Here is an 18,702-nt window from a genome sequence, read left to right as displayed (position 1 = left end):
GCTTTAGTATCTATAAGTAATTCTTGCTTTAGACAAATCGTAAGGACTCATTTCCAGTTTCACCTTGTCGCCCGGAAGCAACTTAATGTAGTGCATTCGCATTTTTCCTGAAATATGAGCAATTACTATATGCCCGTTTTCTAATTCAACACGGAACATGGCATTTGACAACGCCTCTATTATTGATCCGTCTTGTTCTATTGCTGCTTGTTTTGCCATAAAAATTTTTTAAGCTACCGCTTTTCTATTTTTACCACTTTTCATCAAACCGTCATAATGTCTGTTCAACAGATAAGAGTTTATTTGCTGAATAGTATCGATTGCAACCCCAACCATAATTAACAGCGATGTTCCGCCATAAAACAATGCCCATTGAGACTGAACACCAAAACTCACCACCACTGCCGGGAACACGGCAATAAATGCTAAGAATAATGCACCTGGAAATGTGATTAGTGACATGATTTTGTCAAGGTAATCTCCGGTTTCAACACCTGGCCTAACACCGGGTATAAAACCGCCACTTCTTTTAAGGTCGTCTGCCATTTTATTGGTAGGCACCGTAATTGCGGTGTAAAAGTACGTAAAAATTATAATTAATAATGCAAAAACAATATTATAGGCTAAACCAAACACGTTTTGAAACTGTGTGGTTATGGTTTGAGCCGCATCAGACTTGGATAAACCTGCCAATGCTGCAGGTATAAACATAATAGCCTGAGCAAAGATTATAGGCATAACGCCCGAAGCGTTAAGCTTTAAAGGTATCCACTGCCTGTTGCCTCCCATCATATCCTGCTCAAAATCGCCCGATACAGTACGCCTTGCATACTGAACCGGTATTTTTCTAACAGCCATGGTAAGCAATACGCAAGCTACAATAACTAAAAGCCACACTACTATTTCGATAACAAGAAGCATAGGCCCCCCATTATTTTCTGTAACCACAGTAGTAAACTCCTGGATAAAAGCCTGTGGCATCCTGGCAATAATACCAACAAGTATCAATAACGAAATACCGTTACCTATACCTTTATCAGTAATTTTTTCACCAAGCCACATTGCAAATATTGTACCTGTTGTTAATATAACAACGGCAGAGAACAGGAACGAAAATGAATTGAAACCTAACATGAATGCATCGGCGGGCAAAGTCCTGTACAGATTGTATATGTAACCTGGACCTTGCACTAATGTAATGGCAATAGTAAGCCAGCGGGTTATCTGGTTTATTTTTTTCCTGCCGCTTTCTCCCTCTTTTTGCAGCTTTTGCAGGTAAGGCACCGCAATACCCATTAGCTGTACAACAATTGAGGCAGAAATATAAGGCATGATACCTAATGCAAATACAGATGCCTGCGAAAACGCACCACCTGTAAATACATCGATAAGCCAGCCAATACCTTCCTGAGTCTGGTTTGTTAAGCCATTTAATTTTGTAGCATCAATACCCGGAAGTGTTACATGCGCACCAAAACGGTACACAAGCAATAAACCAAGAGTTACTAAAATCCTGTTTTTTAGCTCCTCTATTTTCCAGACATTGGCAAACGCTTCGAAAAACTTCTTCATGTTATTATAAAGATTATAAACTTACAGCTTCACCACCGGCAGCTTCAATAGCTGCTTTTGCAGTTGCAGTAAATTTGTGAGCAGTTACTTTTAGTTTTGCTTTAAGCTCCCCTCTTCCTAAAATCTTTACCTGTTCATTTTTAGTAGCAAGGCGGTTTTCTACCAATACAGTAAAATCTACAGTATCGGTAACAACGCCGTTATCTACAAGAGCCTGAAGCGTGTCAAGGTTTACACCGGCATATTCTTTACGGTTTATGTTTTTAAAACCAAATTTAGGAACACGTCTTTGTAATGGCATCTGACCACCTTCAAAACCTATCTTTTTAGAGTATCCTGAACGTGATTTGGCACCTTTATGGCCACGTGCGGCTGTACCGCCTTTGCCAGAACCTTCACCACGGCCCACCCTTTTGTTTTTATTGTGAACTGAACCTTCAGCCGGTTGTAAGTTACTTAAATCCATTTCTGTAATTGTTATTTAGTTTCCTCTACAGAAACTAAGTGTTTAACTTTGTTTACCATTCCAAGGATAGCAGGAGTTGCATCGTGTTCAACAACCTGTCCAATCTTACGAAGGCCTAATGACTCTAAAGTCAGCTTTTGAGTTTGCGGACAGTTGATTTTACTCTTTACTTGTTTTACTTTAATTTTTCCCATGATTTCCCTGAATTAACCTTTGAATACTTTTTCTAAAGAAACACCCCTTTGTTTTGCAACAGTGGCGGCACTTCTCATTTGAAGCAAAGCATCAAAAGTAGCTTTAACAACATTGTGAGGGTTAGATGAACCCTGTGATTTAGACAATACATCGTGAATACCAACAGACTCAAGAACCGAACGTACAGCACCACCGGCAATAACTCCGGTACCGTGAGACGCAGGCATTAGCAATACACGCGCACCGCCAAATTTACCTTTTTGCTCATGAGGAACAGTTTGGCTGGAAAGAGGTATGCGAACAAGGTTTTTCTTGGCATCTTCAACCGCTTTGGCAATAGCCTCAGAAACGTCTTTAGATTTACCAAGGCCGTGGCCCACAACACCATTCTCATCACCAACTACTACAATGGCAGAAAAACCGAAAGCCCTACCACCTTTTGTAACTTTAGTAACACGATTAACAGCAACCAGGCGGTCTTTCAATTCAAGTCCGCTTGGCTTTACTATTTCTACATTTTTATAATTATGATACATAATTTCTTTAGAATTTAAGTCCGGCTTCCCTTGCGCCTTCAGCTAATGATTTAACACGTCCGTGGTAAAGATAACCACCCCTGTCAAAAGTAATGGTTTCTATACCTGCCTGTAAAGCTTTTTCAGCGATAAGTTTTCCAACAGCCGAAGCAGTTTCTGTATTGGTACCTTTAGCAACTCCTTTATCTCTTGAAGAGGCCGAAGCTATAGTTACACCATTAACATCATCTATGATTTGAGCATAGATTTCTTTGTTACTCCTGAAAACAGAAAGTCTTGGCTTAGCAGCAGTTCCGCTTACAATCTTTCTGATTCTGAACTTAATTCTTTGTCTTCTTTCAGATTTGTTTAATGACATAGTCTTAATTTTTAAGATTATTAAGCTGATTTACCTGCTTTTCTCCTTAATACTTCACCTACAAACTTAACTCCTTTTCCTTTGTATGGCTCCGGCTTGCGGAAAGAACGGATTTTAGCCGCTACCTGCCCTACAAGCTGTTTGTCATGAGAAGTTAATTTAATGATAGGGTTTTTACCTTTTTCAGATACAGTTTCTACAGTAACTTCAGGCACAACCTCAAAAACTATATTGTGTGAAAAGCCAAGGGCAATATCCAGTTTTTGTCCCTGGTTAGAAGCCCTGTAACCTACACCAACAAGCTCAAGCTGTTTTGTAAATCCTTCAGAAACACCTATAATCATATTATTAATAAGTGCCCTGTATAAACCGTGTTTAGATCTTTGCTCTTTATCATCAGACGACCTTTCAACCAAAACAGTTCCTTCTTCAACCTTAACGGTAACATCAGAAAAGTTTTGGGTAAGTTCGCCTTTTTTGCCTTTTACCTTAACAACATCTCCGTTAACCTCTACAGTTACACCGGCTGGTATTGTAATTGGATTTTTACCTATTCTTGACATCGTATAAGTCTTTATTATTAGTATACGTAGCAAATTACCTCACCACCCACATTAAGCTGTTTAGCCTGTTTGCCAGTCATTAGCCCTTTTGATGTAGAAACTATGGCAATACCCAATCCGTTAAGGATTCTTGGTAGGTTAGATGAACCTGCATATTTACGTAAACCTGGTTTACTAATTCTCTGGATATCTTTAATTACCGGCTCTTTGGTATCTTTATCATACTTAAGAGCTATTTTGATTGTACCCTGTACTGAGTTGTCATCAAACTTGTAGCTTAAAATATATCCCTGATCGAATAAAATTTTTGTGATTTCTTTTTTCAGATTAGAAGCAGGAATCTCAACCACTTTATGGTTAGCCCTTACTGCATTCCTAATTCTGGTCAGAAAATCTGCGATAGGATCTGTATACATTTTTTTTCCTTTTAAACTTAATTACCAACTTGACTTTTTAACTCCCGGTATCAATCCCTGATTGGCCATTTCACGGAATGTTACACGTGAAATACCGAATTGACGCATATACCCTCTTGGCCTTCCGGTAAGTTTGCAGCGGTTGTGCAAACGTACTGGAGAAGCGTTTTTAGGTAGTTTTTGTAAACCTTCATAATCTCCGGCTTCAAGTAAAGCTTTCCTTTTTTCGGCATACTTAGCTACCAATGCCTCTCTTTTTGCCTCGCGGGCTTTCATTGATTCTTTAGCCATATCTTAATTCTTTTTAAAAGGTAATCCTAATTCTGCTAATAATGACTTCGCTTCTTTATCAGTTTGTGCAGAAGTTACAAAAGTAATATCCAAACCTGATATTTTGTTTACTTTATCAATATCAATTTCAGGGAAAATGATTTGTTCAGTAACACCAAGGTTGTAATTACCCCTGCCGTCAAAGCCATTAGCCTTAATTCCGTTAAAGTCCCTTACACGTGGCAGGGCGGCTGTAATAAGCCTGTCAAGGAATTCATACATCCTTTCACCACGAAGTGTTACTTTAGCGCCAATTGGCATACCTTTTCTAAGTTTGAAAGACGCAACGTCTTTTTTAGATATGGTAGAAACAGCTTTTTGTCCGGTTATTTTTGTTAACTCATCTACTGCATAATCAATCAATTTCTTGTCTGATACAGCTGCACCAACTCCACGGCTCAATACGATTTTTTCAAGTTTAGGAACCTGCATTACGTTTTTATAGCCGAATTCGTCTCTAAGGGCAGGAACAATCCTGTCCTTATATTCTTGTTTTAATCTTGGTATATAAGCCATCACTATAATACTTGATTAGATTTTTTTGAAAATCTCACTTTCTTATCTCCCTCAGTCCTAACACCCGTTCTTGTAGTTTCCTTTGTTTTAGGATCTACAAGTGCAATGTTAGAAATATGAATAGGAGCTTCTTTCTTCACGATACCGCCTTGAGGGTTTTTAGCGCTTGGCTTAGTGTGTTTAGACACCATGTTTACGCCCTCAACTACCGCTTTATTTTTCTCACGAAGTACACGTAATACTTTACCTTCGCTACCTTTATGGTCGCCGGCAATTACCCTTACTGTGTCTCCTGATTTTATCTTTAGCTTTATCATCTCTAAAACAATTAAAGCACTTCAGGTGCCAATGATACAATTTTCATGAATTGTTTTTCACGAAGTTCTCTTGCTACAGGACCAAAAACGCGGGTTCCCCTCATTTCACCAGCAGCATTTAACAATACGCAAGCGTTATCGTCAAACCTGATGTATGAACCGTCGGCTCTCCTCACTTCTTTTTTGGTACGTACAACAACTGCAGTTGAAACAGCACCTTTTTTAACGTTTCCGTTTGGTGTTGCATCTTTTACCGAAACTACAATTTTATCTCCAACAGAGGCATAACGTCTTTTTGTTCCCCCTAATACACGGATAGTCAAAACTTCCTTTGCACCCGTGTTATCTGCTACTTTAAGTCTGGATTCCTGTTGTACCATAATTACTTCGCTCTTTCAATGATTTCTACTAATCTCCAACATTTTGACTTACTTAAAGGACGTGTTTCCATAATCCTTACAGTATCACCAATGTTACAGTCGTTTTTTTCGTCGTGCGCTACAAACTTTTTAGTTTTTAACACGAACTTACCATATAATGGGTGTTTTACTTTAGTAGTTTGGGAAACCACAATTGATTTCTCCATTTTATTACTGGTAACTACACCTATTCTCTCTTTTCTTAAATTTCTTTTTTCCATCTTTCAGCTTGGATTACAATTATTGTAACTCTCTTTTGCTTAACTCAGTTGCTACCCTTGCAATAGACCTTCTTACAGTTCTTATTTGTAATGGGTTTTCTATTGGAGAAATAGCGTGAGCTGATTTTAGGTCGGCATATGTTTTCTGTAATTCACCAAGTTTACTTTGTAACTCAGCTGCAGATAGATCTTTAATTTCTGATTGTTTCATAATAAATTTAGATTATGCTTCGAAATCCCTGGCAACAATAAACTTCGTTTTAACGGGAAGCTTTTGAGCAGCTAAACGCAATGCTTCTTTAGCTACAGAAAGAGGTACACCTCCTACTTCAAACATAATTCGTCCCGGTTTAACAACTGCAGCCCAATATTCAACTGCACCTTTACCTTTACCCATACGTACCTCTAGAGGTTTTTTGGTTATTGGCTTATCCGGGAAAATTTTAATCCACAATTGACCTTCCCTTTTCATAAAACGGGTTGCCGCAATACGGGCAGCCTCAATTTGGCGGGAAGTAATAAAAGATGAATCTAAAGATTTTATACCAAACATTCCATTAGAAAGCTCGTGTCCTCTTTGGGAAACGCCTTTCATCTTACCTTTTTGTACCTTGCGGTATTTAGTTCTTTTAGGCTGTAACATTTTTCTTTAGTTTAAAATAATTACTTTCTTTTGCGTTGGCCAGATTTACCATCCGGGCGGCCTCCTGGCCTTCCGTCTCTTTGAGATCCTGAAGATTTGGATTGTTTTTTATCCATACCTACTAACGGAGAAAGATCTCTTTTTCCATAAACCTCGCCTTTCATGATCCACACTTTAATACCCATCCTACCATAAGTAGTGTGAGCTTCTGCAAGTGCATAATCAATATCAGCCCTGAAAGTAGAAAGAGGTATCCTACCTTCTTTGAACATTTCAGAACGTGCCATTTCAGCACCGTTCAAACGGCCGGAAATCATAACCTTAACACCTTCTGCATTCATACGCATAGCAGCCGCTATTGCCATTTTAATAGCCCTTCTGTAAGAAATACGGCTTTCAATCTGGCGCGCAATGCTGGATGCAACAAGGTAAGCATCAAGTTCTGGCCTTTTAATTTCAAAGATGTTGATTTGAACCTCTTTGTCAGTAATTTTCTTAAGCTCCTCTTTCAGCTTGTCTACCTCCTGGCCACCTTTACCGATAATGATACCGGGACGGGCAGTGGTGATAGTAACGGTTACAAGTTTAAGAGTCCTTTCGATTATTACTTTAGACACACTTGCTTTTGATAAACGGGCATGGATATATTTCCTGATTTTATGATCTTCGGCAAGTTTATCACCGTAATCATTTCCACCATACCAGTTAGAATCCCAACCCCTGATAATACCAAGGCGATTTCCTATTGGATTTGTTTTTTGTCCCATACTGCTTATTAATTGCTTTGTGTGTTATTGTTATTAGCTCCAAGCACAATAGTAACATGGTTAGAGCGTTTTCTTATCCTGTGTGCACGACCTTGAGGAGCCGGGCGAAGCCTTTTAAGCATCATACCACCGTCTACCCTTATCTCTTTAACAAATAGGCCTGCTTCCTCAAGACTTTCCTCGCTGTTTTTTTGCTGCCAGTTATTAATAGCAGAAAGTAACAGCTTTTCAAGTTTGCGAGAAGCTTCCTTAGAATTGAATTTTAATATATTAAGAGCTGATTCAACTTTTTGTCCCCTTACCAAATCTGCAACAATGCGCATTTTTCGTGGTGAAGTTGGGCAGTTGTTAAGCTTGGCAAATGCTACCTGCCTGTTAGCTTCTTTTATCTGCTCTGCTCTTTCTCTTTTACGAACTCCCATAGCTTCTTATTATTTTTTACCTTTATTTTTAGCACCGGCATGCCCTCTGAAAGAGCGTGTTGGTGAAAATTCTCCTAGTTTATGACCTACCATATTCTCTGTTACATATACAGGAACGAACTGGCGCCCGTTGTGTACTGCAATAGTCTGCCCAACAAAATCAGGGGTAATCATAGAAGCGCGAGACCAAGTCTTAACAACCGCTTTGTTACCTTTCTCTATATTTTCCTGAACTTTCTTCTCTAATTTATAGTGAACGTAAGGTCCTTTTTTTAATGAACGTGCCATATCTTACTTTCTTATTTTTTTCTACGTTCTATAATATACTTATTACTCGGGTTAACTTTAGAACGAGTCCTGTAACCTTTAGCCGGAAGACCTTTCCTTGAGCGTGGGTGACCTCCAGAAGAACGTCCTTCACCACCACCCATCGGGTGATCTACAGGGTTCATAGCTACAGCTCTTGTTCTTGGCCTCTTACCTAACCATCTTGACCTACCTGCTTTACCAGATACAATCAACTGGTGGTCTGAGTTGGAAACAGCTCCAATAGTAGCCATACAGGTTAAAAGGATTAACCTTGTTTCCCCTGAAGGCATTTTTATAGTAGCATATTTACCATCCCTTGCCATTAACTGGGCAAAAGTACCGGCACTACGTGCTATAACAGCACCCTGGCCAGGACGTAGCTCTATGCAAGATATAACAGTACCAAGAGGAATTTTGCTTAAAGGCAATGCATTTCCAATTTCAGGAGCAGCATTTTCGCCAGAAACCACAGTTTGTCCTACTTGTAATCCGTTTTGTGCAATTACATAAGTTTTAGCACCATCAGCATATGATAATAGGGAAATAAATGCTGAACGGTTTGGATCGTATTCAATAGTTTTAACTACAGCGGGAACACCCACTTTAGCCCTTTTAAAATCAATTACACGATACTTTTGCTTATGCCCACCGCCTGTATAGCGCATGGTCATTTTTCCTTGACTATTTCTACCGCCTGAGTTTTTTTTCGGCGCGAGCAATGAACGCTCCGGCTTATCAGTTGTAATAGTGTCAAAGCTATTAACAACTCTAAAACGCTGACCCGGGGTAATAGGTTTTAATTTTCTAACTGACATTTTCTATTAGATATTGTTGTAAAAATCTATTGTTTCTCCTTCTTGTACTTGTACAACCGCTTTTTTGTAAGCGTTTGTCTTTCCTGATATCAGTCCACTTTTAGTGTACTTAACTGTTCTATCAGCCCTGTAGTTCATTGTATTAACATCAACCACAGATACTCCGTAAGCAGCCTCAACAGCCTGCTTAATCTGTATCTTGTTGGCTTTTTTGTCAACAATAAAACCAAAACGGTTAAAAACTTCACCGTCTTTGGTTATTTTTTCAGTGATGATAGGCTTTACTATAATGCTCATATCCCTATTATTTGCTTAAATTTTCCTCAATTCCTTCTAAAGCACCTTCCATAACAACTAAACTATTCGCGTTAATTATAGCGTAAGTATTTAATTCTGAAGAAGTTACAACATTAGAAGCTTTTAAATTGCGAGACGACAAATATACATTTTTATTTGTATCACCCAATACAAATAAAGATTTTTTATTCTCTAACCCTAAAGCTTTCAAAACATTAATGAAATTTTTAGTGTTTGGAGTTTCAAAATTGAAATCTTCAAGTACCACTAAATTCGATTCTTTTGCTTTTATAGCAAGAGCCGATTTTCTTGCAAGGCGCTTAAGGTTTTTGTTAAGCTTGAAAGAATAGCTTCTTGGCCTTGGGCCGAAAATTGTTCCTCCACCTTTAAACAAAGGGTTTTTAACGCTGCCTGCACGTGCAGTACCAGTACCTTTTTGCTTTTTAATTTTGCGTGTACTGCCGGTTACCTCGTTACGCTCTTTTGATTTGTGTGTACCCTGCCTTTGGTTAGCAAGATATTGTTTAACATCAAGATATACAGCGTGGTTGTTAGGCTCAATTGCGAATACTGAATCAGAAAGGGTTACCGTCCTGCCAGTTTCTTTTCCGTTGATATCTAAAACTTTTACTTCCATTACTTCTGAATGATTACATACGAGTTTTTATGTCCCGGCACAGCACCTTTAAGTACAAGAAGGTTTTTCTCTGCCACTACTTTTAAAACTGTAAGATTTTGTACTGTTACTTTCTCTCCACCAGTTCTTCCTGCCATACGCATACCTTTAAATACCCTTGAAGGATATGAAGATGCACCTACAGAACCCGGCGCCCTTAAACGGTTGTGCTGACCGTGAGTAGACTGACCTACACCACCAAAGCCATGACGCTTAACAACACCCTGGAAACCTTTACCTTTAGACACACCCTGAACGTCTACGTACTCTCCTTCTTTAAAAAGATCTACAGTAAGAACATCACCTAAGTTGTGCTCTTCTTCAAAATACTTGAATTCAACAACTTTTTTCTTAGCATCAGTACCTGCTTTTTTAAAGTGGCCGGCAGCCGCTTTAGTAGCATGTTTTTCTGCTTTGTCATCGAAACCAAGTTGCAACGCCTTATACCCGTCAACCTCATTGGTTCTGACTTGGGTAACTACACATGGCCCAGCCTCGATTACTGTACACGGAATATTTTTTCCGTTTTCATCGAAAATACTGGTCATGCCGATTTTTCTACCAATTAACCCAGACATATAAATAATTATTAATTAAAAATTCTTGTTTTGCTAATAAGATATAATAATTGAGTACCGGGATGCTTCCCGATACTCAATATAATCTACTTTTTATTATCACACTTTTATTTCAACCTCAACACCACTTGGAAGCTCAAGCTTCATAAGCGCATCAATAGTTTTAGAAGAAGAACTGTAAATATCAAGAAGCCTTTTGTATGAGCTTACTTCAAACTGTTCCCTTGATTTTTTATTTACGTGCGGCGAGCGCAGTACGGTAAAAATCTTTTTGTGTGTAGGTAACGGAATTGGCCCGGTTACCACAGCTCCTGTACTTTTTACAGTTTTTACAATCTTCTCGGCAGATTTATCTACCAGGCTGTGATCGTATGATTTTAGTTTTATTCTGATTTTCTGACTCATTTTCTTTAAGATTAAGCGTTTCCTTTAGCTTTTTTAATAACTTCCTCAGCAATGTTAGAAGGTGTCTCAGCATAGTGAGAGAATTCCATTGTTGAAGTAGCCCTACCAGAAGACAATGTTCTTAGTGTAGTTACATAACCAAACATTTCTGAAAGCGGAACGCTTGCTTTAACTACTTTAGAACCTGCCCTGTCGTCCATGTTGTTAATTTGGCCACGACGACGGTTAAGGTCACCAACAATATCACCCATGTTTTCTTCCGGAGTAAGCACTTCCAGTTTCATTATCGGCTCAAGGATAACTGCACCTGCAGATCTGGCAGCTTCTTTATAACCAAGCTTTGCAGCAAGTTCAAAAGAAAGAGCATCAGAGTCAACAGGGTGGAAAGATCCGTCAAGTAATGTTACTTTAAGGCTATCAATTTCATAACCTGCAAGAGGCCCTTCTTTCATAGCTTCTTTAAAGCCTTTTTCTACAGACGGTATATATTCTTTAGGAACGTTACCACCTTTAACCTCGTTTACAAACTGAAGTCCTACCACGTTTTCATCTGCCGGCTCAATCTTGAAAACAATGTCAGCAAATTTACCGCGACCACCGGTTTGTTTTTTGTAAACTTCCCTGTGGTTAGCAGAACGTGTAATAGCTTCTTTATACTCCACCTGAGGCTCACCCTGGTTAACTTCTACTTTAAACTCACGTTTAAGGCGGTCAACAAGAATGTCAAGGTGAAGCTCACCCATACCTGAAATAATAGTTTGTCCTGAAGCATGGTCAGTCCTTACCGTAAACGTAGGATCTTCCTCTGCAAGTTTTGCAAGTGCCATACCCATTTTATCAACGTCAGCCTTAGTTTTAGGCTCAACAGCGATACCGATTACCGGATCAGGGAAATTCATACTTTCAAGTACTATAGGATGTTTTTCATCACATAGTGTATCACCGGTTTTAATATCTTTAAAACCTACAGCCGCACCAATATCTCCAGCCTCGATGTACTCAATTGGATTTTGCTTGTTGGCGTGCATCTGGTAAATACGTGATATACGCTCTTTACTTTCACTACGTGTGTTAAATACATAAGAACCCGCATCAAGACGGCCTGAATAAGCCCTGAAGAATGCAAGACGCCCTACATAAGGGTCGGTTGCAATTTTAAATGCAAGTGCAGAGAAAGGCTCTGATGCAGATGGCTTACGCACAATAGCTTCGCCAGTATCAGGGTTTGTACCTTCAATAGCTTCTTTATCAAGCGGAGAAGGAAGGAATTTACAAACCGCATCAAGCATAAACTGTACACCTTTGTTTTTAAATGAAGAACCACAAAGCATTGGTATAATAGCCATGTCAATAGTAGCCCTGCGAAGTGCATTGTTTATTTCTTCCTCTGTAATAGAATCTTCATCTTCCATGAATTTCTCAAGAAGGTTTTCGTCATAAGCCGCAACCTCCTCGATTAACTGAGCCCTGTATTGTTTTGCATCATCTACAAGGTCATCAGGAATAGGCACAATATCAAAGGTAGCACCCTGGGTTTCATCATGCCATATAATAGCCTGGTTTTTAATAAGGTCAACCACACCTTTAAAGTCTGCTTCATCACCAATTGGTAATACCAATGGAACAGCGTTAGACTTTAGCATATCTTTTACCTGCTGGCAAACTGCAAGGAAGTTAGATCCCTGGCGGTCCATTTTATTAACAAAGCCCATACGTGGTACTTTGTAGTTATCAGCAAGCCTCCAGTTGGTTTCAGACTGTGGCTCAACGCCATCAACAGCACTGAAAAGGAACACAAGCCCATCAAGAACCCTTAATGAACGGTTTACCTCAACGGTAAAGTCAACGTGTCCGGGAGTATCAATAATATTAAAGTGGTAACCCTGTGTTTCAGGAAGCGGTTTTCCCTGCTCTGTAGGGAAATTCCAGGTACAGGTTGTAGCAGCCGAGGTAATTGTAATACCCCTTTCCTGCTCCTGTGCCATCCAGTCCATAGTAGCAGCACCATCGTGTACCTCACCAATTTTGTGTGATTTACCCGTGTAAAAAAGGATACGCTCTGTTGTTGTGGTTTTACCCGCATCAATGTGAGCAGCAATTCCTATATTTCTTGTATATTTTAAATCTCTTGCCATTGTATTGTTTTCTTTATGAATTAAAACCTAAAGTGAGAGAACGCTTTATTAGCTTCTGCCATTTTGTGAGTATCCATTCTCTTTTTAACCGCAGCACCCTCTTCTTTAGCAGCAGCTAAAATTTCGGAAGCAAGCCTTTGAGCCATAGATTTCTCGTTTCTTTTCCTTGCATAAAGAATCAACCATTTCATTGCCATAGAGATTTTCCTGTCCGGCCTAATCTGCATAGGTATCTGGAAAGTAGCTCCACCCACCCTGCGGCTTCTTACCTCTACGTGAGGCATTACATTGGTTAATGCATCCTTCCAAGTTTCCAATGCTGATTTTTCAGCGTCCTGCTTTTTGTTTTCAACGATGTCGATAGCATCATAAAACACTTTAAAAGCAGTTGATTTCTTACCGTCCCACATAAGGTTGTTTACAAAACGCGTAACCAACTGGTCATTAAACCTTGGATCCGGCAAAAGAGGTCTTTTTTTAGCCTGTCTTTTTCTCATGTCTTTTCTTTAAAAGTTCTTTAAATTACTTTTTCTTTCCGGGTGCTGCAGCAGCTTGTCCTGGCTTAGGCCTTTTAGCGCCGTATTTAGACCTGCGTTGTGTTCTTCCGGCTACACCGGCAGTATCAAGAGCACCGCGAACGATGTGATACCTAACACCTGGCAAATCTTTTACCCTTCCGCCCCTAACTAATACTATCGAGTGCTCTTGAAGATTGTGTCCTTCTCCAGGGATGTAAGCATTTACCTCGTTACCGTTTGTCAAACGAACCCTTGCTACTTTACGCATTGCAGAATTCGGTTTCTTAGGTGTTGTAGTGTAAACACGTGTACACACGCCCCTTCTTTGAGGACAAGAATCTAAAGCAGCCGATTTACTCTTCTTAGTTATCTGGGCCCTTCCTGTTCTTACTAATTGTTGAATTGTAGGCATAATTAATACTAAAAATTTCTTATATTTAAAAAAACCCGCTTTTTACGGGGTTGCAAATGTAGGAATTATAATTAATAAAACAAATCTTAAATCATTAATTTTCAAACGAATTCCAACCGCAAAATATGCTTTATATTTTTTCGGTAAATTTTACGTTATTTTACCCTCATAACATTTATAAGTTGAAAAATTTCCTGCCCATATTCCTGCTCATGATTATCGGCCTGCCGTTACAGGCGCAAAATTTATACCTGCAGATTGAGGGGCGCACTACTGCCGAAACCGGTATAATAGATTCTGTTTCCTATAAAAGGAAGCATGAAAATGCCAAATCAATCTCGCAGGAGGTACAGCAGCTTTCAGCCGCGTTATTTAAAACAGGATATCTTGAAAACCGGGAAACCGCACATTTAAAAATAAATGATTCAACATTTGCGTATAGATTTTCCGTTGGCAACAAAACCGCTGATATACATATTTATACGGGGCTGCTGCGCAACAGGGACAAAGAGCTGCTTTCCATAGCAAACGATACTATTATATTACCTATAGTTGAAGTAGAAAATTATATGCAGGGCACTGTAGCTGCGTTAGAACGCAAAGGTTATTCATTAAGCTCTGCCCAGCTTGTAAATTACAGGAAGTACAAAAACAGACTTTATGCAGATTTAACTCTTAAAATCGAAAACAGGAGGATATTGGATGATATTATACTGGAGGGCTACACCAAATTTCCTGAAGGTGTTAAGCGCAGCACACTTCGCCAGTATAAAGGCAAAACCTTTAACCGGGAAACACTGCAAAAAATAAATAACGATTTTAAAAACCTGCGGTTTGTAAACCAGTTACGCTACCCCGAAATACTTTTTAAGGAAGATACTACAAAGGTTTACGTTTATATTAAAAAGGCAAGAACAAACTCTTTTGACGGTTTTATAGGGTTTTCAAATGATGAAGACGAAAACAGGCTGCGGTTTAACGGCTATGTGGACCTGGCATTGAATAATGTTCTTAATACAGGTGAAAAATTTAACCTGAACTGGAAGAATAATGGTGATGAGCAAACTACATTTAATATAGGTGCAGAACTGCCTTATATATTCAGGAGCCCGGTAGGCCTAAAAGCCAGCCTTATGATTTTTAAGCAGGACAGTACTTTTCAAAATACGGTAACCGACCTGAACCTGGGCTACTATTTCAGCTATAATTCAAAATTATATCTCGGATTCAGGCAAACACAGTCCGTAGATATACAAGACCTCAATAATTCGCTGCTAAGCGATTTTGATAATACTTTCTGGACATCAACCTATGAATACTCCCGATATAATGTAGATGATTTTCTTTTCCCTGAAAAAACCACACTACTATTTAAAGGAGGCCTTGGCAACCGCCAATCGAAAAGCGGAGGGAAAGAAGACCAGTATTTTATGCAGTATGATGTGGCACATAACCTTTACCTGAACCAGCGCAATATAATTAATATTAAAAGTGAGGCATTTTATCTTAGCAGCAACACGTATATTGTTAATGAACTTTACAGGTTCGGGGGAATAAATTCCATACGCGGTTTTAATGAAAACAGCCTGCAGGCCAGCCTGTATGGCGCACTTATGGCTGAATACCGCTATGTGCTTGCTCCTAACATGTATGTACATTCCATAACAGATTACGGCTACTTTCAGGATAAAACCACAGGACTTAAAGATAACCTTTTAGGTTTAGGCTTCGGGTTTGGCCTCCTCACCAAAACAGGATTGTTTAATATAGTATATGCCAACGGCAGTACTAAAGACCAGTCCATAAAATTATCCAACTCTATAGTACACCTCAGCTTCAGGGCAACATTTTAAACAAAAAAGAGGCTGCCGTAAAGGCAGCCTCCTGACACACTACTAACTTAATTCAAAACGAATTAATCTACAATTACTTTTACAGTGTACACTTTATTAGATTTAATTTTCAGTATATAAACACCTGTTGGCAGGCTTTGGTTTATAAGCGAAAAATTATAGTCATTTATATTTTGAGAAGTATAAAAAAGGTTTCCTGTCATATCAAACATATCTATACGCTCAATAGGGTATTTTGATTTTATATAAGTGCGCTCCCCTTTTTTAACCGGATTAGGATATACTACCACACCATTAGCCGATGAAAATTCATCCTGCCCGGCTGTTTCATCTACAACTTCAAAAGATATCCTGTTAGAAACCTCATTGTAGGAATCATTGGTAAACATCACTATAAAATAATCACCCGGTGTTGTTGGCAGTTCTTCGGTTTCTATTACTTTGCTGCCTTCAGGCAACCCGTCAAAATAAGTATATGACACCAAAGGGTCAGAGTTCGGGTCATCGCCTTCATGGTATATACCCAGCCAGTCTTTTATTATACCCGGAGCATCAGTCCATGTAGCTATAATATTTTCATTCAGGTTATATACTGTTTTATTAATTGCAAGCTGGGTAATCTGCTCCCCTACCTGAAAAAATATTTTATTACCTATACTGTTGTAACCATCCTGCAAATAATATTCTGCATAATAATAGCCATCTGCCAGGTTGTTAAAGGTAAAGCTGCCGCTTGCAGCCGTTACATATTTCCATTGTGTCGAATTCTGGTTACCCGGCGTATGACCTACCTTATAAATACCTATCCAGTCATTAGTCAGGTTAGGCCCATTTTGGAAACTTATGGTTACAGGATTTCCTGACTGGTACATTTCCTGCCCAACAGCAAGCTGAACGAAAGGTCCAACATAAAATTCTTTTCTGTCAACCACTTCATTATAAGAATCGTTTTCCATAAGTGTAGCATAATACCTGCCGTATGAAGAAAGCCCGTTAGGAAAAGTTATGCTACCGCTGGTTTGCCCGTTAGTATATGCCCAAACCTGTGAAGGGCTGCTGCCTGAAGGTGTCTGGTTAATTTTATAAAGCCCTATCCAGTCGGTAGCATTTCCCGGAGCATCCGTAAAAGAAACTGTAATTGGCGTACTTGGCTGGTATGCTATAGTATCAAGCTGTATCTGGGCATCGGCATAACTGCTGTTAATCACATTAAATGATTTAACCTCGCTCCACGGCGACCAGTTCAGGTTTTTATCCCTGTGGCGTGCTTTTATAAAATACTGCCCGTTAGGTATTTCATTTTCAGCAATAGTAAGTTTTGTAATATCTACCCCTAAATTAATATTTGCAGTAGTGTCAACCTGAGAGCCTACAGGGCCGTAAAGGTTTTCAAAATCCCTGTAAATATCCTTTTCCACAATTGCAAAATCTGCTGTTTTACCAATAAGGAATTGTGTAGAGTTAAGTTCTTCCTGGGTAGTGGTTGCATAAGCCGATGTTTCGATAGTAACAGGCAGCTCTGTATCCTGGCCTGTAAAGTTATTGGTTATAGCTGGCTGCTGCGGTGCATCAAGCCCCTTATAACGGTGAAACTCATCCATGAGTTCATTATCCTTCCAGTTGTAAACGCTTCCAATAGAATAGGCTTCTACATTAAAAGTGCCATTGTTTACATCAATATCGATAATCTGGTACAGCCAGTTGGAAATTGTTTTTTGTACATCTTCAAAATCCTGCTCTACCGACATACCCCAGTACTGGTCCCATGCTACCCCGCCGGAAATAATCTGGTAAGTAGGCGTGTTTTTAAGCTGCCCTCTGTGGTACAGGTGGTGGTGCGCCCCTATGTGTAAAATATGTTTTGGCGAAGTAACCAGTACAGGCATAACGGTATTGCGTATCCAGGGTGAAATATCCCCTACATACTGTTCTGCCTGGTAAGGCCTGTGCCCTAAGGATATAATCCAGTCAACAGTAGGGTCATTATTAGCAGCCGATAACACCTGCATAACCCAGTTTAACTGCTGTGCACCGGTATGCTCGGTATCCATGCAAATAAACAAAGTATTTCCCACCTGGTTGGCATAATAGTTTTCAGTGCCTGATGATATTCCCTGATAAGACATTTCATCCAGTACATAATGGTCATAATATGCCTGCATCGCCAGTGTACCGTAGGTTTCGTGGTTTCCTACCAATGTTTGTATGGGCAGGAAACCAGACAAAGCCTTATTCTTTTTAAAATGGACATTTTCATAATGGTCAAGCGTGCCCACATCTACCTGGTCGCCCACCATTACAGTCATGGCAATGTTATCGGCAGGATCGGCACTGTTGCCCCATTTTTCTGCTATTTTCCTTTTAGCTGCTGAAACCAGCGAATCAAAACGCGGCACATTGCGCATTTGGTTATCACCCAGCACAAGGAAACGAAGGTGCCCGTCAGCGGTAGCTGCCTGCCCCGGAAGCGGCATGGTTTTAAAAGAATAAACATCTGAAGTAAGGCTGCCGGTTTTAATACGGTAATAATACTTGGTATTAGGCGTAAGTCCTTCAACCTTTACGCTATGGTAATAATAATTGGCAGGATACCCTGTATCGGACATAATTTTATTAGTACCGTTTGCGGTAAAAGTAAGCGCATCAGGAGCAGTGCCGTATTCTACTACAGATTCCGGATTGCTCTCTGTTTTCCAGTTAACGTACATAGATGTACTTGTGGGGGCCTGCAGGTAAGGGTACAGCGTTTGGCCCTCCATAAACATGCTGCATAAAAGCAGCCCCAAGAGGTAAATTTTTTTCATGATGTGTGTTGTGTAATGGTTTAGAAAAATTAATTGCCAAAATTAGCCGTAAGCCTTTTATAAAAGTTTACTTCATCTTTAAGTTAGGGTTATGATAAATGCACTTGTATAATGTGAATTTTAGCTTTATATTAAATATGCATACTATGCTTGACAGGA

The 18,702-nt window shown here is 39.4% G+C and carries 28 protein-coding genes; 1 reads left to right on the top strand and 27 read right to left on the bottom strand.

Annotation, left to right across the window (positions count from 1 at the left end):
* Positions 1–3: 3 nt before the first annotated feature.
* The 26 genes from infA to rpsL all read right to left on the bottom strand — a co-directional run bounded on the left by infA (position 4) and on the right by rpsL (position 13,886).
* Entirely contained in the window at positions 4–219 is a 216-nt protein-coding gene (gene infA, locus GSF09_RS08660) for a translation initiation factor IF-1 (protein WP_108369278.1), read from the bottom strand.
* A 9-nt stretch (positions 220–228) separates the two neighbouring features.
* Positions 229–1,572, bottom strand: a complete 1,344-nt coding sequence (gene secY, locus GSF09_RS08655; protein ID WP_159800548.1) for a preprotein translocase subunit SecY — start codon at positions 1,570–1,572, stop codon at positions 229–231.
* Between the two features lie 13 nt (positions 1,573–1,585).
* Positions 1,586–2,038 (bottom strand): 50S ribosomal protein L15, encoded by a 453-nt coding sequence (rplO, locus tag GSF09_RS08650; RefSeq protein WP_159800547.1) that lies wholly within the window; start codon positions 2,036–2,038, stop codon positions 1,586–1,588.
* An 11-nt stretch (positions 2,039–2,049) separates the two neighbouring features.
* Entirely contained in the window at positions 2,050–2,232 is a 183-nt protein-coding gene (gene rpmD, locus GSF09_RS08645; protein ID WP_159800546.1) for a 50S ribosomal protein L30, read from the bottom strand.
* Positions 2,233–2,244: 12 nt separating this feature from the next.
* Positions 2,245–2,769, bottom strand: coding sequence for a 30S ribosomal protein S5 (gene rpsE / locus GSF09_RS08640; RefSeq protein ID WP_159800545.1), 525 nt, complete (start codon positions 2,767–2,769; stop codon positions 2,245–2,247).
* A 7-nt stretch (positions 2,770–2,776) separates the two neighbouring features.
* Entirely contained in the window at positions 2,777–3,127 is a 351-nt protein-coding gene (gene rplR, locus GSF09_RS08635; RefSeq protein ID WP_159800544.1) for a 50S ribosomal protein L18, read from the bottom strand.
* A gap of 20 nt (positions 3,128–3,147) precedes the next feature.
* Positions 3,148–3,690: a 50S ribosomal protein L6 gene (gene rplF / locus GSF09_RS08630; RefSeq protein ID WP_159800543.1), complete on the bottom strand. Its 543-nt coding sequence runs from the start codon at positions 3,688–3,690 to the stop codon at positions 3,148–3,150.
* 17 nt (positions 3,691–3,707) lie between these two features.
* Positions 3,708–4,106 carry a 30S ribosomal protein S8 gene (gene rpsH / locus GSF09_RS08625; RefSeq protein WP_159800542.1) on the bottom strand — a complete coding sequence of 133 codons (399 nt, stop codon included), beginning with the start codon at positions 4,104–4,106 and terminating at the stop codon, positions 3,708–3,710.
* 21 nt (positions 4,107–4,127) lie between these two features.
* The gene (rpsN, locus tag GSF09_RS08620; RefSeq protein WP_159800541.1) at positions 4,128–4,397 is read right to left on the bottom strand and encodes a 30S ribosomal protein S14; all 270 of its coding nucleotides are present in this window, start codon (positions 4,395–4,397) and stop codon (positions 4,128–4,130) included.
* Between the two features lie 3 nt (positions 4,398–4,400).
* A complete protein-coding gene (gene rplE, locus GSF09_RS08615) occupies positions 4,401–4,952 on the bottom strand; it encodes a 50S ribosomal protein L5 (protein ID WP_159800540.1) in 552 nt (183 codons plus the stop codon).
* Between the two features lie 2 nt (positions 4,953–4,954).
* Positions 4,955–5,269, bottom strand: coding sequence for a 50S ribosomal protein L24 (rplX, locus tag GSF09_RS08610; protein ID WP_159800539.1), 315 nt, complete (start codon positions 5,267–5,269; stop codon positions 4,955–4,957).
* Between the two features lie 11 nt (positions 5,270–5,280).
* Positions 5,281–5,649, bottom strand: coding sequence for a 50S ribosomal protein L14 (rplN, locus tag GSF09_RS08605; RefSeq protein WP_035129796.1), 369 nt, complete (start codon positions 5,647–5,649; stop codon positions 5,281–5,283).
* A gap of 2 nt (positions 5,650–5,651) precedes the next feature.
* Complete coding sequence (rpsQ, locus tag GSF09_RS08600; protein WP_159800538.1) at positions 5,652–5,909, bottom strand: 30S ribosomal protein S17; 258 nt, start codon at positions 5,907–5,909, stop codon at positions 5,652–5,654.
* A gap of 19 nt (positions 5,910–5,928) precedes the next feature.
* Positions 5,929–6,120: a 50S ribosomal protein L29 gene (gene rpmC, locus GSF09_RS08595; RefSeq protein WP_159800537.1), complete on the bottom strand. Its 192-nt coding sequence runs from the start codon at positions 6,118–6,120 to the stop codon at positions 5,929–5,931.
* A gap of 12 nt (positions 6,121–6,132) precedes the next feature.
* Positions 6,133–6,552 carry a 50S ribosomal protein L16 gene (gene rplP, locus GSF09_RS08590; RefSeq protein WP_054407931.1) on the bottom strand — a complete coding sequence of 140 codons (420 nt, stop codon included), beginning with the start codon at positions 6,550–6,552 and terminating at the stop codon, positions 6,133–6,135.
* A gap of 20 nt (positions 6,553–6,572) precedes the next feature.
* A complete protein-coding gene (gene rpsC / locus GSF09_RS08585) occupies positions 6,573–7,319 on the bottom strand; it encodes a 30S ribosomal protein S3 (RefSeq protein WP_159800536.1) in 747 nt (248 codons plus the stop codon).
* A gap of 8 nt (positions 7,320–7,327) precedes the next feature.
* A complete protein-coding gene (gene rplV / locus GSF09_RS08580) occupies positions 7,328–7,741 on the bottom strand; it encodes a 50S ribosomal protein L22 (protein ID WP_159800535.1) in 414 nt (137 codons plus the stop codon).
* 9 nt (positions 7,742–7,750) lie between these two features.
* Positions 7,751–8,029 carry a 30S ribosomal protein S19 gene (gene rpsS, locus GSF09_RS08575; protein ID WP_159800534.1) on the bottom strand — a complete coding sequence of 93 codons (279 nt, stop codon included), beginning with the start codon at positions 8,027–8,029 and terminating at the stop codon, positions 7,751–7,753.
* A gap of 11 nt (positions 8,030–8,040) precedes the next feature.
* Entirely contained in the window at positions 8,041–8,865 is an 825-nt protein-coding gene (gene rplB, locus GSF09_RS08570; RefSeq protein WP_159800533.1) for a 50S ribosomal protein L2, read from the bottom strand.
* Between the two features lie 6 nt (positions 8,866–8,871).
* The gene (gene rplW, locus GSF09_RS08565) at positions 8,872–9,162 is read right to left on the bottom strand and encodes a 50S ribosomal protein L23 (protein WP_159800532.1); all 291 of its coding nucleotides are present in this window, start codon (positions 9,160–9,162) and stop codon (positions 8,872–8,874) included.
* 7 nt (positions 9,163–9,169) lie between these two features.
* On the bottom strand, positions 9,170–9,799 hold the full coding sequence (gene rplD / locus GSF09_RS08560; RefSeq protein ID WP_159800531.1) for a 50S ribosomal protein L4: 630 nt from the start codon (positions 9,797–9,799) through the stop codon (positions 9,170–9,172).
* The gene (gene rplC, locus GSF09_RS08555) at positions 9,799–10,416 is read right to left on the bottom strand and encodes a 50S ribosomal protein L3 (protein ID WP_159800530.1); all 618 of its coding nucleotides are present in this window, start codon (positions 10,414–10,416) and stop codon (positions 9,799–9,801) included. The genes rplD and rplC overlap by 1 nt, the downstream gene beginning before the upstream one ends.
* Positions 10,417–10,515: 99 nt before the next feature.
* Positions 10,516–10,821, bottom strand: a complete 306-nt coding sequence (gene rpsJ, locus GSF09_RS08550; RefSeq protein ID WP_020213633.1) for a 30S ribosomal protein S10 — start codon at positions 10,819–10,821, stop codon at positions 10,516–10,518.
* A gap of 11 nt (positions 10,822–10,832) precedes the next feature.
* A complete protein-coding gene (gene fusA, locus GSF09_RS08545) occupies positions 10,833–12,956 on the bottom strand; it encodes an elongation factor G (protein WP_159800529.1) in 2,124 nt (707 codons plus the stop codon).
* Positions 12,957–12,976: 20 nt separating this feature from the next.
* Positions 12,977–13,453: a 30S ribosomal protein S7 gene (rpsG, locus tag GSF09_RS08540; RefSeq protein ID WP_159800528.1), complete on the bottom strand. Its 477-nt coding sequence runs from the start codon at positions 13,451–13,453 to the stop codon at positions 12,977–12,979.
* A 25-nt stretch (positions 13,454–13,478) separates the two neighbouring features.
* Complete coding sequence (gene rpsL / locus GSF09_RS08535; RefSeq protein ID WP_159800527.1) at positions 13,479–13,886, bottom strand: 30S ribosomal protein S12; 408 nt, start codon at positions 13,884–13,886, stop codon at positions 13,479–13,481.
* A gap of 182 nt (positions 13,887–14,068) precedes the next feature.
* Between rpsL and GSF09_RS08530 the strand changes: the two genes are divergently transcribed.
* Complete coding sequence (locus GSF09_RS08530) at positions 14,069–15,739, top strand: hypothetical protein (RefSeq protein WP_236564867.1); 1,671 nt, start codon at positions 14,069–14,071, stop codon at positions 15,737–15,739.
* 62 nt (positions 15,740–15,801) lie between these two features.
* Here the strand turns inward: GSF09_RS08530 and GSF09_RS08525 are convergent, their stop codons facing one another.
* Positions 15,802–18,543: a fibronectin type III domain-containing protein gene (locus GSF09_RS08525; protein ID WP_159800526.1), complete on the bottom strand. Its 2,742-nt coding sequence runs from the start codon at positions 18,541–18,543 to the stop codon at positions 15,802–15,804.
* Positions 18,544–18,702: the final 159 nt, after the last annotated feature.

It is taken from the genome of Flavobacterium sp. MK4S-17, from assembly GCF_009848495.1.
Classification (GTDB): Bacteria; Bacteroidota; Bacteroidia; order Flavobacteriales; family Flavobacteriaceae; genus Flavobacterium.
This window is presented reverse-complemented; position numbering and strand designations above follow the sequence as displayed.

Excerpts from the sequence above, each read along its gene's own strand:
- infA (WP_108369278.1), bottom strand. The coding sequence starts at position 219 with ATGGCAAAACAAGCAGCAATAGAACAAGACGGATCAATAATAGAGGCG.
- secY (WP_159800548.1), bottom strand. The coding sequence starts at position 1,572 with ATGAAGAAGTTTTTCGAAGCGTTTGCCAATGTCTGGAAAATAGAGGAG.
- rplO (WP_159800547.1), bottom strand. The coding sequence starts at position 2,038 with ATGGATTTAAGTAACTTACAACCGGCTGAAGGTTCAGTTCACAATAAA.
- rpmD (WP_159800546.1), bottom strand. The coding sequence starts at position 2,232 with ATGGGAAAAATTAAAGTAAAACAAGTAAAGAGTAAAATCAACTGTCCG.
- rpsE (WP_159800545.1), bottom strand. The coding sequence starts at position 2,769 with ATGTATCATAATTATAAAAATGTAGAAATAGTAAAGCCAAGCGGACTT.
- rplR (WP_159800544.1), bottom strand. The coding sequence starts at position 3,127 with ATGTCATTAAACAAATCTGAAAGAAGACAAAGAATTAAGTTCAGAATC.
- rplF (WP_159800543.1), bottom strand. The coding sequence starts at position 3,690 with ATGTCAAGAATAGGTAAAAATCCAATTACAATACCAGCCGGTGTAACT.
- rpsH (WP_159800542.1), bottom strand. The coding sequence starts at position 4,106 with ATGTATACAGATCCTATCGCAGATTTTCTGACCAGAATTAGGAATGCA.
- rpsN (WP_159800541.1), bottom strand. The coding sequence starts at position 4,397 with ATGGCTAAAGAATCAATGAAAGCCCGCGAGGCAAAAAGAGAGGCATTG.
- rplE (WP_159800540.1), bottom strand. The coding sequence starts at position 4,952 with ATGGCTTATATACCAAGATTAAAACAAGAATATAAGGACAGGATTGTT.
- rplX (WP_159800539.1), bottom strand. The coding sequence starts at position 5,269 with ATGATAAAGCTAAAGATAAAATCAGGAGACACAGTAAGGGTAATTGCC.
- rplN (WP_035129796.1), bottom strand. The coding sequence starts at position 5,649 with ATGGTACAACAGGAATCCAGACTTAAAGTAGCAGATAACACGGGTGCA.
- rpsQ (WP_159800538.1), bottom strand. The coding sequence starts at position 5,909 with ATGGAAAAAAGAAATTTAAGAAAAGAGAGAATAGGTGTAGTTACCAGT.
- rpmC (WP_159800537.1), bottom strand. The coding sequence starts at position 6,120 with ATGAAACAATCAGAAATTAAAGATCTATCTGCAGCTGAGTTACAAAGT.
- rplP (WP_054407931.1), bottom strand. The coding sequence starts at position 6,552 with ATGTTACAGCCTAAAAGAACTAAATACCGCAAGGTACAAAAAGGTAAG.
- rpsC (WP_159800536.1), bottom strand. The coding sequence starts at position 7,319 with ATGGGACAAAAAACAAATCCAATAGGAAATCGCCTTGGTATTATCAGG.
- rplV (WP_159800535.1), bottom strand. The coding sequence starts at position 7,741 with ATGGGAGTTCGTAAAAGAGAAAGAGCAGAGCAGATAAAAGAAGCTAAC.
- rpsS (WP_159800534.1), bottom strand. The coding sequence starts at position 8,029 with ATGGCACGTTCATTAAAAAAAGGACCTTACGTTCACTATAAATTAGAG.
- rplB (WP_159800533.1), bottom strand. The coding sequence starts at position 8,865 with ATGTCAGTTAGAAAATTAAAACCTATTACCCCGGGTCAGCGTTTTAGA.
- rplW (WP_159800532.1), bottom strand. The coding sequence starts at position 9,162 with ATGAGCATTATAGTAAAGCCTATCATCACTGAAAAAATAACCAAAGAC.
- rplD (WP_159800531.1), bottom strand. The coding sequence starts at position 9,799 with ATGGAAGTAAAAGTTTTAGATATCAACGGAAAAGAAACTGGCAGGACG.
- rplC (WP_159800530.1), bottom strand. The coding sequence starts at position 10,416 with ATGTCTGGGTTAATTGGTAGAAAAATCGGCATGACCAGTATTTTCGAT.
- rpsJ (WP_020213633.1), bottom strand. The coding sequence starts at position 10,821 with ATGAGTCAGAAAATCAGAATAAAACTAAAATCATACGATCACAGCCTG.
- fusA (WP_159800529.1), bottom strand. The coding sequence starts at position 12,956 with ATGGCAAGAGATTTAAAATATACAAGAAATATAGGAATTGCTGCTCAC.
- rpsG (WP_159800528.1), bottom strand. The coding sequence starts at position 13,453 with ATGAGAAAAAGACAGGCTAAAAAAAGACCTCTTTTGCCGGATCCAAGG.
- rpsL (WP_159800527.1), bottom strand. The coding sequence starts at position 13,886 with ATGCCTACAATTCAACAATTAGTAAGAACAGGAAGGGCCCAGATAACT.
- GSF09_RS08525 (WP_159800526.1), bottom strand. The coding sequence starts at position 18,543 with ATGAAAAAAATTTACCTCTTGGGGCTGCTTTTATGCAGCATGTTTATG.